Annotated in this window: 11 protein-coding genes; 6 read left to right on the top strand and 5 right to left on the bottom strand. The window is 45.3% G+C overall.

Annotation, left to right across the window (positions count from 1 at the left end):
• Positions 1–15 precede the first annotated feature (15 nt).
• The 6 genes from BLR32_RS08015 (at position 16) to BLR32_RS07990 (ending at position 4701) form a co-directional block, all read left to right on the top strand.
• Entirely contained in the window at positions 16–303 is a 288-nt protein-coding gene (locus tag BLR32_RS08015) for a hypothetical protein (RefSeq protein ID WP_143011391.1), read from the top strand.
• Positions 260–1579, top strand: a complete 1320-nt coding sequence (locus BLR32_RS08010) for an McrB family protein (RefSeq protein WP_089830421.1) — start codon at positions 260–262, stop codon at positions 1577–1579. Before BLR32_RS08015 ends, BLR32_RS08010 begins: the two co-directional genes overlap by 44 nt.
• Positions 1580–1733: 154 nt before the next feature.
• Positions 1734–2159, top strand: a complete 426-nt coding sequence (locus BLR32_RS08005; protein ID WP_089830420.1) for a hypothetical protein — start codon at positions 1734–1736, stop codon at positions 2157–2159.
• Between the two features lie 266 nt (positions 2160–2425).
• A complete protein-coding gene (locus BLR32_RS08000) occupies positions 2426–3007 on the top strand; it encodes a TetR/AcrR family transcriptional regulator (protein WP_089830418.1) in 582 nt (193 codons plus the stop codon).
• A gap of 73 nt (positions 3008–3080) precedes the next feature.
• Positions 3081–3875 (top strand): SDR family NAD(P)-dependent oxidoreductase, encoded by a 795-nt coding sequence (locus BLR32_RS07995; RefSeq protein WP_089830417.1) that lies wholly within the window; start codon positions 3081–3083, stop codon positions 3873–3875.
• Between the two features lie 154 nt (positions 3876–4029).
• Complete coding sequence (locus BLR32_RS07990; protein WP_089830415.1) at positions 4030–4701, top strand: hypothetical protein; 672 nt, start codon at positions 4030–4032, stop codon at positions 4699–4701.
• Between the two features lie 428 nt (positions 4702–5129).
• Here BLR32_RS07990 and BLR32_RS07985 read toward each other — a convergent pair whose 3' ends face one another.
• From BLR32_RS07985 to BLR32_RS07965, 5 genes are read right to left on the bottom strand one after another with little or no spacing between them, the layout of a single operon-like run.
• Entirely contained in the window at positions 5130–7457 is a 2328-nt protein-coding gene (locus tag BLR32_RS07985; RefSeq protein WP_218124162.1) for a glycoside hydrolase family 95 protein, read from the bottom strand.
• Positions 7458–7478: 21 nt separating this feature from the next.
• On the bottom strand, positions 7479–8699 hold the full coding sequence (locus BLR32_RS07980) for a DUF4998 domain-containing protein (RefSeq protein WP_089830411.1): 1221 nt from the start codon (positions 8697–8699) through the stop codon (positions 7479–7481).
• A 22-nt stretch (positions 8700–8721) separates the two neighbouring features.
• The gene (locus BLR32_RS07975) at positions 8722–9981 is read right to left on the bottom strand and encodes a DUF4959 domain-containing protein (protein WP_089830408.1); all 1260 of its coding nucleotides are present in this window, start codon (positions 9979–9981) and stop codon (positions 8722–8724) included.
• 32 nt (positions 9982–10013) lie between these two features.
• A complete protein-coding gene (locus BLR32_RS07970) occupies positions 10014–11936 on the bottom strand; it encodes a RagB/SusD family nutrient uptake outer membrane protein (RefSeq protein WP_089830406.1) in 1923 nt (640 codons plus the stop codon).
• Between the two features lie 25 nt (positions 11937–11961).
• A complete protein-coding gene (locus BLR32_RS07965; RefSeq protein WP_089830404.1) occupies positions 11962–15204 on the bottom strand; it encodes a SusC/RagA family TonB-linked outer membrane protein in 3243 nt (1080 codons plus the stop codon).
• Between the last annotated feature and the right edge of the window lie 235 nt (positions 15205–15439).

Genomic DNA, 15439 nt, shown 5'->3' with positions numbered 1-15439 from the left:
CTATAAATGTATGTTATGAAAAGCTTACCAGAATGGCACCAACAGCCACTCGCACTTACGGAAGAAGAGATTGCAGCACCAATGACTGTAATTAACGACTTCTTTTATTCCTATCCTTTACCGGAGTTCAGAGAGCATATTAAAACGCTTCTCCTGATGGCATGCAGCGATCAGGATTGTAACGCTGCTTTTAATATCATTTTCTGCGAAGATGTTACCCGTTTAATTGAATCTTGTTATCTGCTAAAAAATAAAGACCATGGAAAGAATAATATCACGAGGGGCGAGTCTTTCAAGCATTAAAGACCGCCGGCATAGGCTTTATCGAATTGAAGACGAAGATGAGCTGGAAGGAGATTTTGGCATTTCTACGGCTAATGAAGGTGAAGTCAAGGTAAAAAAGAAACCGCGTTCCAGGAAGGCCACAAAGAAAGCAAATGATGCCGGTATCAGAATAGGTGGGCCTTTTCCCATCGAAGTTGATTTTGACCATCCATACCGCCAGGTATTGATGGCATTAAAAACAAAACCTTTTCTGCTTATGGCAGGAATATGTGGATCCGGAAAATCGCTTTTTGCAAGAGCATTAGCGTACCAGACCTGTCCTAAATATCTTCAGGAGAATGGGAAACCCGGCAACTTTCAGATATTGGCAGTTCAGCCTGATTGGTGCGATAATGAGAACATTGTCGGCTGGACTAACAACCAAGGGAAACGCCACTTCACGCCTTTTATCCATTTTCTGATAAAGGCGTGGCGGCATCCGGGTGTGCCGTTTATTCTATGTCTTGATGAAATGAATCTTGCCAGGGTGGAACATTATTTTGCTGATTTCCTGTCCATACTGGAAAGCCGTCAGTTTATCAATAATAAACTTGTTTCTGATGCGTTCATAGATGGAACGCAGTTAAAAGAGTGCTTAAAGAAAGATCCTCATTTTTGGGAGCAGTTAGAACTTACATTCGACGGTGATCTGCAGGCCTTTTTTCTCACTAACGGAATCATGCTGCCACCAAATCTGATTGTTATCGGTACGGCAAATATGGATGAATTTGGGCACCAATTCAGCATGAAGGTGCTGGATAGGATTATGGTTGTTGAACTAAATGGTATAGATTTCTATGGTGGGCTTACAAACACCGGCACTGATCTGGAATTTCCGGTTAGTCCCTTAAATAGCGACTATCTGTTTGGACCGTTATTGTCTGCCAAAGAAGCATATCAGTCATCACCAGCTGACGGAGACCTGATTATATCAGAACTTCAAGCTATCGATAATATATTATCAGAATCCTCTCTTCGATTTGGTTATCGTATCCGGGATGCGGCGCTTATTTATTGTGCGCATAATTCCAGAATAAATCGTAGTCAGAAGGACGATAAGTGGCTGTTTGGCTGTTTAGATGAAATTATTCTGATGAAAATACTGCCCCGAATAAACGGGGACTGGGGATCTTCACAAAAGATCATTAACGATCTGCTTCGTTTTACGAGGAACAAATATCAACGCAGTTTTAAAAGATTGTCATATATGAAGAAAAGAGCGGAGGAGTCTCACTTCGTTTCTTTTTGGGGGTAACGATAGCTATTTAGGCGGTATACTGTTTTAATATAACCATATATTTGTTCTTGCAAGTAGTGAAGTTAACTTTTCTTTTTTGACAAAGAATACGTCGGAATGTGTAACTTAGATAGGCCAGCATATATGCCGGTCATCCACATATCCTAATATTATGACGCCAAATGTAGCAGGAAAGCATGTATGTAAGATAACATTGTATGCAGTGATTATTCTGGAGTTATTCTGGCTATTCGTTGAAACAAGAGGAGACTTTGCCAACGGCATACTTTTCTATCTCCAGGCCCAAATGAATATTATTGTATGGGGCTTTTTCGCGATCCTGTTTCTCTCATCCTATTTCCTGGGAAAGATGATGGGAGAGGAAATGCTCAAAGGGCGTAAGCATTTGGTTGTGGCAAGTATATATGGATTGGTGGAAGGTCTGATTTTAGTGGCTTACGCGATTATAGTGTTCATCACACAAGGGCAGTTGGACAACATGTTACATACTATACCAGAACTTGCCTTGATGATAATAGTACCTATACTACTTCTCTGGTTGGTGGCGGCGAGTACACTGAAGCAAAAAATGAAATGATGTCTGGAAACATCTCCACGATAAAATCTGTTGATCATTCGCTTTGGTCGGCTCCGGACATCACGCGTTCCCCGGGGTTCAAAACCCCGGGCTACAAACATATGGACTCCTAACGGAGTCCTATCGTAGCGAATGATACCATTGGCGTTTAACACGAAGACGATACGTCATTAATCAGCCAAAAAAAATCCTCCTATTTTAGAAATTTCCCTATTTTTGTAGTGAACAATACAAAAATATTTTTTCCCTGAGAAAAAGCAGAAGAAATGAGAGGTAGACCCAGCATATACGACAACAAAGACGTACTATCCAAAGCGCAGAAAGTCTTTTGGGCCAAAGGGTTTACCGCCACTTCACTGGAAGATATCCTCGAAGCTACCGGCCTTGGTAGCGGCAGCTTTTATCATGCTTTTAAAGGCGGAAAAAAGGAACTATTCAGAAAAGCCATTCAGCAGAGAAGGGAAGCTTTTAACCAGTTCAGGGAAGAGCTGGAGCACAGTAGAGCTCCTGTTGAACTGATCAAAGACTTCTTCCGTAGTATGGCTAAGGACGACAAGGAAACGCATTTGCTGGGCTGTATCATCGTCAATACCGTCGTTGAAATGGCCTGTCTGGATAGTGAGCTGGAAGAGGAAGCTATCACGATCCTGAAAGAAGTGGAACAATTTTTTACCGCAACCATCAGAAAGGCACAAAAGAACGGTACGCTAAAGAACCAGACCAACCCGGAGATCCTTGGACGTTACCTGATCACACTCTGGAATGGGATGAACGTTACCCGACGCATGTACCCGGACCGGAAGATCCTCAGCAAACAGATTGAAATGCAGCTGGAAATCATCAGCTGATTTTTTTGATCATTTTTGTAGTGATCAATACAGAAATGATATAGCTATACTAAACTATGGAATATAAACACTTATGGATTTACAATTGAAATCTAAGACGGCCTTTGTCAGCGGATCGACACAAGGCATTGGCTTCGCCATTGCAAAACAATTGCTGGCTGAAGGAGCAAAGGTTATCATCAATGGAAGAACCCGGGAAAAGATTGATATGGCACAGAGGAAGTTGAAACAGGAGATACCAGGAGCGGATGTATCAGGCATTCCGGCGAATTTTGCTGACCCTGAAGAAGTGGATCGGCTGTTGAAAGCATTGCCGGATATCGACATTCTCGTAAATAACGTTGGTATCTTTGAACTCAGACCATTTTTCGACATAGAAGACAGCGACTGGGCAAAATTCTTTGAGGTGAATGTAATGAGTGGCGTGCGCCTGTCAAGGGACTTGTTAGCTAAAATGCTGAAACGGAACTGGGGCCGGATAATCTTTATCAGCAGTGAATCCGGTATTAATATCCCTGAGAACATGATCCACTACGGAATGACTAAAACCGCGATGCTATCTGTCAGTCGCGGTCTGTCACAGCTGACGAAGAATACCGGTGTTACTGTCAACACAATCATCGGTGGACCCACCTACTCCGAAGGTGTTGCCGGTGCTGTGGAGCAAATATCCGCTGCACAAGGCCGGAACGTGGAAGAAGCGAAAGCAGACCTGATAAAGGCCTTAAACCCTACTTCATTATTACAGCGATTTATACAACCAGAAGAGATCGCGCATCTGGCAGTTTATCTTTCCAGCCCTCTTTCTCTCGCTACTAACGGAGCGGCCTTGCGTGCAGACGGAGGTGTGCTGAATACGATCATATAAAAACGGTGAACGGAAGACAGGCTGTCTTAAAATTTGGACGGCCTGTCATTATTTATTTCAGAGGCCGCCAAGGCGCGTATTTTTCCTATCTTGCATTCTTTTCAATGAAATAGACATCATAGCCTCATGCCAACAACGTTATTAAATAACAGACATGAGCGCATTTGATACTTTAGCAGAATGGTTTACCAAAAGTGAGCGTACTTTGCCACAACGGCTTATCACAATTTTGATCATTGTGTTATGCGTTTACCTTGCCAATGACTTGCTGGGATTTGCATACTACTATAGGGTCAACAAGAAGGTGGAAAATTTCTGTAAACTAACCGAAATAATAAATAGCGAAAAGATTGATTCTTGCGGAAGGGCTGATGCAATGAATCTTAGGCATACAGTTGTAATGAAAGAGCCTTACTCCTTCACTCTCTTTAACTTTTTAACAAAATCATGGGGGTTGAAATCCAGGAAGAAAAGCGTAACCCCTCCAAGAACAGTCACTACGACAAAGACAGCAGCAAATATGTCCATAAGAAATGATTTATTGTTTTTAGCTTCGGCTAGTGGCATTTTCGTTCTTCTCGGACTCGTTTTAATTCCAGTACTAATGTTTAGTAGTGATTACACCGTTTCGCAAAGAATTGGAGGTGTAATTGTAGCGCTAATCATATTCGGATTAGTAACCATTGCATTAAACTCTTTGATGAATTTAATACCTACCCTAGGAAACAACTGGAACTATAACTATATCCTAAATGCCACTATTCAGATTACTTTAATTATTGTGATAATATTTGCAATCACGAAATCCAGAAATCCAGATAGCTAACATAAATGTAGGGAATAAAATTCAACTATAGAAGAATTTAATTTTTTCATTTGCAACCGCTTATATTGATTAGATTATTTTCATGTACGCAGGCTTATCTGCTGATTTAGGATCTTATTGATTGGATAAAGTTATTATTCCTATACGCCGGTTTGAATTAACTATTGATAAGGCAGTGAACAGGCTGTCTCAGAAATCCGGACAGCCTGCTCTTATCAGGATATGATGATCATTTGTTTTACACCGCTTTCCTTGCCTGCAACAAAGCTCTTTAACCCAGTCCGATGCTTCTGCTAACATGTGTCACATACCCTGTAATCATCCGTGCCTTATGTAAGCAGGAACAACACAGGCATCTGAAATCACATCTCTCCCGGAACCCCGCGCCCTGTTCTAAAGGATAGCGAACGTCCTTTGTATCATGCAAATCAGATTTTACTGGCAGTAACCTCTTTAACCACACCATTGATGTTTACTTTCACCTTACGTGGTGTAGGAGATGTCACCTTATAACTAATCACCTTACCATCTTTCCATGCAAAGTCCACAGTGAAATTCCCACGCGCTTTTAAGCCCTTTACAGCGCCTTCCGCTTTCCACTGATCAGGAACTGCCGGCAACAGGTTGATAACGCCTGCATGGCTCTGTAAAAGCATTTCTGCAATACCGGCCGTCGCTCCGAAGTTGCCGTCTATCTGGAAAGGCGGGCCTGCGGATAACATATTCGCGTATACACCCCCACCTGCACCATAGTTGATATCGGTCCTGGCCGTTGGTTTCAGCAGTTCCCGTAAGAGCTTGAACGAGCGGTTGCCATCCTGCAGTCTTGCCCAGAATAACAGTTTATAGGCAATGGTCCAACTGGGACCATCATCACCTCTTACTTCCAGCGTTTTCTTTGCAGCTGTTGCCAGATCAGGTGTATTTTCCGCAGTGATCAATGAGGCAGGATACAATCCCCATAAGTGCGAGATATGCCTGTGCTGCGGATCGGTTTCCTTATAATCTTCCAGCCACTCCATAATCCTGCCGTCTTTGGAGATCACACCGGGAGGTGGCAACAGCGCAAGCTTTTGCTGCAGCTCTCTCCTGAATGCTGTGTCCTTACCCAATGTAGCCGATGCGCTGATCACATTATTAAACAGGTCGCGTACGATCTGGTTATCGATAGTAGCACCGATACAGATACTCGCATGCTTGCCATTCGGCAAATAGAACGCATTCTCCGGAGAAGAGGAGGGAGACATCACCAGCCAGCCTGTCTTTTCATCTTTGATCAATAGGCTGTTGTAGAACACAGCGGATTCTTTTATCACGGGATAGATATCCGCCAGGTATTGCCTGTCGTTGGTATACGCATAATGCTCCCACAGATTGTTGGACAGCCATCCTGAACCCGATTTCGTGGCTCCCCAGGAAGCGCTTTCTCCCGGTTCTGTAAAGCCCCATATATTGGTGATTACATGCGCTACCCAACCCGGTGCATTATAATAAGCACGGGCCGTTCTTTTGCCTGGTTCCACCAATCCCTTTACCAGAGATGCCAGCGGCAGGTTCAGTTCTGAAAGATTAGACACTTCTACCGGCCAGTGGTTCATCTGTACATTCACGTCGAGATGATAGTCGCCATTCCACGGCGTTTGTACCTGGTTGGCCCAGAGTCCCTGTAAATTGGGTGGAAGCAGACCGGGTCTTGTACTGGAGATCAGCAGGTAACGGCCAAACTGGTAAAAGAGTACCGGCAGTTCATTGTCAGCCGAGGAATTGTTGTAAAAGGCTGCCAGCCGCTTGTCTGTTGTTAATGTGCTGGCGCTGCCTTTCCCGAGACTTAACTGTACTCTGTTAAACAGTTTACCGTAGTTGTTGATATGCTGCTTCCGTTGGATTGCATAGCTTTTTTTCATAGCAGCCGCCAATGTCTGACTGATCTTATTTTTAAAGTCAGGATTCCTGAAATCCGTACCGGCGGCCACATAAAAAATGATTTCTGTAGCATTCCTGATCACCAGGGCATTGCCTTCTGTACTGATAGCCCCGTCTTTGGAACTGGCTTTTACCACAGCCTGGTATTGCATGCCTTTGCCATCTGTACCATTATCCAGTTGTCCATATAGTTCCAGTGCATTGCCGCTTGTGCGGGAAGCTGATCTTTCAGGCCTGCTCATGGTCACGCGACAATTGAGTTTCCCGGGTTGATCTGCTGTCAGCCGGATCATACCAAGATCATCTCCAAAGCTGGTAAAATATTCACGGCGGTAGGTAACACCATCTGCCTGATAGCTGCAGGTAGCGATTGCCTTATCGAGTGACAGGGTTCTTTCATACTGTTCAGGTGTGCCGCTACCTGCGCCTTCAAATTGTATCTCTAATTCGCCCAATACCTGGTAACAGCCAAAAGGTACGCTACCAGAGCCTTTGCCCGTGCAGATGAAGTCTTTGTCCATCAGCGCTTGTGCCTCATCATTCCGGCCTTCTTTCAGCAACTGCCGGATGCGCGGCAATTGCTTATAGGCTTCATAATTGTTGGCATCCTGTGGCCCACCCGACCAGAGAGTAATATCGTTCAGAACGATCTTTTCTGTAGTGATACCTCCGTCAGGCATCATGCCCATACGGCCATTACCAAGGGGCAGGGTTTCCTCCCATACCTTTGCGGGCTTGTCATACCTTAATTCCAATGCATTGCTTTGTGCGGCACAAAATGCTGCCGGCAACGCTGTAATGATAAGGGTGATAATACATCTTCTAAACATCATGAGACCTGTAACTTGTGTTAATTATTCTTTATTCCAGAACGTGATTTCTGACATATTTACATAATTGTTTTCTCCATTGGCATTGTGCAGCACCCTGATACGGATATAACGCACCGGTGGTGGATTGCTCATCAGTGTTGTTTTATAAGGTGCATTGCCATTATCTGTTCTGATCACTTCTTTCAGCAATGTCCAGCCTTTTGCCTGCATGGCCGCTTTCCAGCCTCCATCACGGGAATCCAGTTCCGGTACCGCATTGCTAATGTCTGCAATGCCCCACACTTCAAACTGATCGGGATTATTACAACAATCCCTGCCCGTTTCTTCTATCGTGCCCAGGTTGTTGTAAACTTTGCCCATATCAAAGCTAAGTACCCTTGGCATTCCACTGTTTCCGTCACTGTGGAATATGTTCGGATACCCCTGCGGACCAACAGATCCATCCCACAACTTACTTACCCGGGTATCAGACTGGAAGATCCCCATATCTCCATAAAGACTCAATTCACTGAAGATGCTTTTGTCGCACTGTACCAGTCTGAAGATAGTAGGAAAAGTATCATTCTGCAAGGTGTAGAAAGTATCCAGTGCTCCTGTTACGGGAATATAGGAAGACTTATACACGATCGGCGTACCGAATTTATAATCCGTTAGTTTGATGGAATCTTCATCAGGTAAAAGCGATACCTGTACCTCCTGTCCGCTCTGGCTGGTATATTTCAGTGCGGTGGCGATATTAATCGTATCTGGTGTTGCAAACCGCAGGATAACGGAGTTATCGTCATTGATGGTATAAGGGTTTTCCGGGTTGCTCAACCTGTTGTTGAGCGTTGCTGTATACACGGAGCCATATACCCTTGCATTGCTGATCTCTGTGGCGACAGACCTGTTGCCTTTTGCATCATAAGAGTATATGATGAATGAGTACACATATTCTGACAGACCGGATATCGTACATCTGACAGTATCGCTGGTATTGTGTGTAGTGGAATTGACCGTGAGCGAGTCAGCTTTGTTATTCCAGTACACCATGTATTTCACAACACTTGGATCGGGACTGGGTTGCCAGATCAGCTGCAGACGATTATTACCCGGGATTACCTTTGCATTACTGATCGCACCCGGATAGACCAGCTCTTCGCCTCCGAGGAATTCGCGGTAATCAGTTGGTTTCTTACTACAGGCCAGCAATACGATGAAGCAGGCGAGCAGGTATAGTTTGTTTGTATGATAGCGTTTCATTTTTCTGCCATTTAAGGTGTTATTATCTCGGATCTCCCCAGAAGGTCAGCTCTGTCACGTTGAAAAAGTTATTTGTCTGTGCCATATTGGAAAGGCATTCAAAGCGCATGTACCTTACCTTGGGTAAGTTCAGCGGAAAATTGTAACTGAAGCCGGCGTTCCAGAATGCGAGATCTGCACTGGTATACTGGGGATTAGGCAGTTTGGATGGCTTAGCCGGTGCATCGAAAACACCCAGGTTGATCCAGCCCTTAGGTGTCTGACCGCCTACAGGAGGCAGATTGTTTTCATCAGGCATGGTCTCATCCACAGGCTGATCTTCCCGTCCCCACAATACCCATCGCTGCGGCGCGCCTGCCTGCCATAACCAGTTGCCACTGCCATCTATTCCCCTGTTCCAGATCGTGTAGCGACTTAACCTCGCTGCCTTACCCATATCGAATGTGATCACCGCGGGCCATACCAATGGCTGAATTGGTTGTTCTGTATGATAACCGGGCGATTGTGCGGTACCATTCCAGAGATACTGGATCACCCAACCAAAGCCGGTTCTGGCGTCTGTTCCTAAGGGGTATGACTGGAATAATGACTTATCCATCTGGGCTTCGAAGACAGGTGTAATGGTAGAAAACAAGGTATCAGAGATGTTACCCCACTGGTCTGTGATATACACACCGAATCGATGTGGGATGGTGTCATAGCCTCTGAGGCTGAATGAAATAGTATGCTCGTCGGTATAATTCTGTGCGATGATCTGGTACGTATTAGTAGCGTCAGGCGCAACAGTAATGATACCAAGATTAGCGTTGGTCTTGTTAAGACAGGTGATGTTCACACCACCGAAATCCTGCTGCATTGTTATCGTAGGACGGGTGAGCAGATAAGGAGGTGTATCCGGATGCACTGTTACCGATACTGGTTCAGAAGATACCTGCGCGCGGCTAACGGTGCGTAACACCACTTCATAATCCTGGCTTTTCGCAAAACCACTTACTGTAATGCTATCAGAGTAATAGGAAGACTTTGCCTGTCTGCTCGTCTTATCATTGATCTTATACTCTGCCTGTACGTAAAGGATATTGGGTGAATTAGGCACTTTATAAGTGATATAGGCGCCGCCATTGAAATTCACCACTTTCACATCGGTCACTACGCCGGGTTTCGTCATGTCGGTAGAAACTATTTCGTTGTAACCATCCAGTCTTTTGCAGGACAGTGGCAGTGCGGCCACGAGTATCAGCAGTAATAAAAGTTGATATATATGATGCTTGCTGTAATTCATACGTGATAATTAATATAGTAGATGGATATGCTTTACCAGTAAAGCGTTTGCACCAGGTTAGGATTGGTCAGAAGATCGTAGTCCTGTATCGGGTACAGGTAGTTCTTAAGTCCAAAGGCTGTTTGCTGCGCGATCCTTATCTGATAATAACCTTCAGTTGTCCTATTGAATACATTCCAGCCGAGCAGTGGAGTACTTAACACATTCTGCAGCTCTTTCCATCTGCGGAGATCCCAGCCTGCCTGTCCTTCGAAAGCTGTTTCAATTCTTCTTTCCTGGTGAATGATAGCCCGTAAGCCATCTTTGGAATTGTATTTATTAGGGTTGGTGGAATACTGCGACCAGGAGGTGACTACACCCTGCAAACCAGCTCTTTCCCTCACTTTGTCAATCCATTTATAGACTTCTTCACCAGGTCCATTCACTTCATTCAGGCACTCTGCATATAGCAGCCAGAGGCCCGTCAATCGCATGAAAGGCCAGGAATAATTCTGTTGTACACTGTTTTGTCCGAAGGTAGTTTGATAAGGCACCAGTTTCTTCGCCCAGTAACCTGTTGCGTTATAACGCAGCTGGTCAGGAGGAGCAGCAAAGCCATTCACAGCATTCACATAATTAGGATTGTTATCGTCCAGGTTGCCCGATCCGAACCATACGCTACCATCAAAAGCAACATCCGCGTAATAGCGCGGTTCTCTGTTAAAGTTGCCCTTTACAGTAGTATATCCCTTCTTGATGTAATAGGCATGCGCATCATCGCCCGCCTGTAGTTTATAACGGTTCTTATAGTCCCAGAGCCTGTCTTCATTGATAGGCACACCATTGCTGCTATAGAATAATTCTGACTGTCCGATAGGAACAGAGAAATTGGAGTACACGGCGAACACGTTAGCTGCCGCTTCTGCGGTTACACGGGGAGAGGCCATATACTGCCATCCGAACTGCGGATTGAGCGTCCACACCTGTTCCGTATTCCAGCTGTCTACAAATGCACCCTGTATGGTAAGCATCCTGCGTGTGATGTCTGACATATGCACCACACCTCCGGAAATCCTGAGCTGATACAGGTCTGCGCCTGCACTTGTTGCCGCATCAATGGCTTCTTTACAGGCGTTCATGGCACGTGCCCATTTCTGATCATCATATTCTGAAGCAAACAATCTTGTACCATCGCCTCTTTTCATGGAAGCATAGTCAGGATTGCCGTTGAACAATGGGCTGGCTTGTGTAACGAGTACTTCTGCCTTCACCGCCTTCGCGATAGTACCACTGATACGGCCCTGTTCTGCCGCGAGGTTCTGGATAACAGGAGGCAGATCAACGATTGCCTCATCCAGTAGTCGCACTACATAATTAAAGCAGGAATCTACCGGTTGTTGTTTGATCCGTACTTCGTCGATAGAAGCATTTACCGGAAGATTTGCATCCACAATGGGAATAGGACCATACATCCTGATCAGCCAGTAGTGGAAATATGCTTTCAGAAATTTGGCTTCCGCATCCCATCTTTTGCGCTGGAACTCAGGCAGGTCTGGTGCTCTGTGCGAGTTCTCCAGGAAGATGTTACATTTCCTGATGGCCTGCCACATATTCAGGCCCATGTTATAACCATCCCAGTAGTTCAGCAAAGGATTAGCACTGTTCTGCAAGCCGCGTATGATACTGAAGCCGGCATCGCCACCGCCACCACCCAATGTGGTCTGGTCCTGCAGGGGATAAGGGAACATTACTTCTCCTGATGTAGTAAAGCCAGCGTTCCTGCGTATATCTGTAAGCGCCTGCAATGTGGCATAACAGCCGAATAAATAGGCCTGCGTTTCGTTAGCATTAGCGAACGCACTTTCCAGTGTGGCTACATCGTCGGGCACGACGTCCAGGTATTTCTTACAGGAAGGTTGTATTAGTATAGACAGGCAGGTGACTGCACAGAGTAGTTGTTTTGTAATGGATCTCATAAGTAATCGTTTACGTTACTTTCGTTTAAAAATTGACGTTAGCTCCAAAATTGAGCACCTTCTGAATAGGGTAGCTGAATCCCTGGCCCGCCTGCTCAGGATCCCAGAGCTTGAAATGGCTGAAGGTAAACAGATTGAGTCCGCTGAAATACACACGCATACTGGAGAGGTACATGCGCCTTGCAAGAGACTTAGGTATGGTATAACCCAGTTCAACTGATTTCAAACGCATAAAGCTGCCATCTCTCAGCCACCAGGTGCTCTGTTGCTGGTTGTTCAGGATATCAGTGGTGGATAAGCGCGGCCACAATGCATACAGGTGTTGGTTCTCTTCAGACCAATGATCGTCAGCATAAGCCTTTAAGATCTGTGCGTTGTTCACAAATGGTGCTGTACCATATTTTCCCCAGTATCTGTCATCTTCAGAAGTGGCATTGATGAAGAAAGATTCTCTTGCCAGTCCCTGGAAGAATGCATTCAGGTCAAAGTTTTTGTATCCCATTGAAAAGCCAAATCCGTAAATGATCTGTGGTGTAGTCGGAAGACCGATAGGTACAAGGTCATCCTGGTTGATGATACCATCTTTGTTGACGTCCCTGTATTTAATATCACCACCGATCGGCAATGGAGAAGAACCGAACAATTGCGTAGGAGAATTAGCAGCTTCCTTATCATCTACAAACAATCTTTCTGCGATAAAACCGAAAGGTTGATTGATAGGTTTGCCTGCCTGGAAACGATAGCTGTATTTATATTGCGGTTCTTCAAAACGGCCATAATGGTTGGCGGTCACTGTCAGGTTACCCAGTATGGATGCCCACAGCTGTTTATTGATGTTCTGTTTATAGTTGATATTCAGATCGAGTCCTTTTGCGTAGGCTGTGCCCACATTGGATTTTACAGCAGCTTCGAGACCATTTGTAACAGGAATATATCCGCGTTGCTGCAGGATGTTGTACCTGTATTCATGGTAGATCTCTGCGGTGATGTTCAGCTGATGTAACAAGGTGATTTCAGCCGCCAGGTTAGCCTTACGGGCAGTTTCCCAGGTTACGCCGGGATTCGGATAGTTCTGAATAGTGGTGCCGTACATCTTCACGCTGTTGTTGGTACCAAAAACAGCAGACGGTCCGTTCACATCATCAGGCGTTACGTTAGACAGGTAGTAGAAGCGGGTATTATCGATGTTGTCATTTCCTACGAGACCATAGCTACCCCTCAGTTTCAGCCTTGTCACAATTTCGGAGATGCCTCCTTTCCAGAATTTCTCGTTAGAGACTACCCAGCCAGCACCAACGGTGGGGAAGAAGCCCCAGCGATATTGGGTAGAGAAACGTTCGGAGCCGTTGTATCCGAAGTTGAATTCGACATAGTATCTACCGGCGAAGGAATAGGTGGCCCTGCCTGCCAGTCCGAGGTTACGGTATGGCAGTGAATACTGTAAGGATGGCAATTGTGTATTGGGATCATTCGCCTCTGCATTCAGCTTTTGCTGGCGCGTACCAATGAGGGCTGCGCTGATATTGTGTTTACCGAAAGTTCTTGCATAGTCCAGGCTTCCCTGCAGGTAAAGGAATGTATTCATATCCTTTTTACCCGGATAATAGCTAAGGAATTCCTGTGCACTTCCCGGCTGATTATTCAGCCAGTTAAGGGTGTAGGTGTTGTTGGTCTGGTCATAACTTCCTACATCGTAATAAAAAGGTTTGTAGGCTCTTCTCAGATCAAAATAAGCGTATCTGTTAGTACTGAACAGACCATGGAATGCCAGTCCTTCGGTAACGAAGTTCAGGTTTTGGTTCACTTCAAACTGAGCAGAGATCTTAGATTCCGAGAATGATTTATAACCATACATCAGTGCCGCATATGGATTGCTTTGCAGTCCACCTGTAGTACTGAGGGAGTTGCCGAACAGGATATGTTTGGTCAGCAGGTTGGCGCTATCCGCAGGGAAATATGCAGGAAATGCTACAGGACTGGTGTGTAAAGCCCTGTCGTACATATCACTGGCGAAGCCTGACTGGTCGTCGGTGATCGGCCCTGTATATTCATTGAAGTTTCCCCAGAGGCGAACCACTGCTTCTGTGGTTTTGGTCAGTTTAACATTGACGTTTGAACGTAGCTGATAGTTCTCGAACTTCATGGAAGAGTTGAAGTTGTTGACAGGGTTTACCTGTAAGATACCATTGTCCCTGTCATAAGACCCCGCTATATAATACCTGGCAGCTTCTGTACCACCCTGTACGCTGAAATTGGCCCGTTGTGTGGTGGTCTGTTCTTTAAACAACGTAGACATCCAGTCGACCGCCGGATACACATAAGGATTGCTACCAGGGGCTTTATCCATAGTAGCCTGTGTATTGATGATCTCATTGGGCGTGTACTGTGGCGTTGCCAGCGGATTACGCGTGGTGAGTGCCTCGTTGTACAGCTTCATGTACGTAACAGGATCTGCCAGTTTCACTGTTTGAGTAGGTTTGGAAATAGATCGTTCATAGCGAAAGCTCATACGTGCTTTACCGGTCTTACCTTCTTTGGTAGTGACGAGTATAACACCGTTAGCGCCCCGGGCGCCATAGAGTGCAGCGGCGCTGGCATCTTTCAGAATGGAGAAGCTGGCAATGTCATCTACCTGCAGGCGGGCCAGATCGTTGGCGCTTAGTTCAACGTTGTCTACAAGTATCAGCGGACTGGCACTATAGCCGAATGTAGTGACCCCGCGGATGAAGAAAGATGAATTGTCCAGTCCCGGCTGACCGCCACGCTGGAATGACACCATACCTGCAATCTGTCCGGCCATGGCATTGGTAAGGTTGCTGGAAGGGATTTTCAGCGCGGAGGGGTCAATGCTTGTTACTGATCCTACTACGGCTTCTTTCCTTTGTTTTCTTCCATAGGCCACTACCACTACTTCTTCGGCGCTGAATGTAGTGGGTTTTAACACCAGGTTGACCACCTTTGTGTTGTGCGTGACGGAGATGAACTGCTGTTCAAAGCCTACAAACGTGAACCTGAGAATAGTGCCCGGTTCTACATCGAGCACAAACTTTCCGTTTGCATTAGTGGATGTTGCGACGTTCTTTTTGTTTTCGGCTACAATGTTCACGCCTTCAAGCTTCGCGCCTGAAGTATCTGTTACTGTTCCGGTGACGGTTAGTTTTTCAGCTTGTTGCGCCACGGCATTGTAGGTAAGGAACGTGGATAATAGAAATAGCAGGCACGCGGACTTTAAGGCCCTGAGCCTGTGAATGGAGAGGAATTCTGGCATAAACCAAGATTTAGGAAGATAGTGTGAATAAAACTATTTCAACATGGAATTGCGGGCAAAACTATCTTATGAGGGATGTCGGGGAAATGGAACATTCATTTATTTTGATGGATTATCCTACGATTTTGGACAAAATACTTAATTTGGTATCGGCCCTGATTTGGTGAAGATAAGATAGTATTGAGCTGAGGTAATTTAATATAAATCACGTTATTGGATCATTAAAAGACAAAGG

The sequence above is a fragment of the Chitinophaga filiformis genome, from assembly GCF_900102545.1.
Classification (GTDB): domain Bacteria; phylum Bacteroidota; class Bacteroidia; order Chitinophagales; family Chitinophagaceae; genus Chitinophaga; species Chitinophaga filiformis.
The sequence above is the reverse complement of the archived record's forward strand: the minus strand, read 5'-3'. Positions and strand labels throughout refer to the sequence as shown.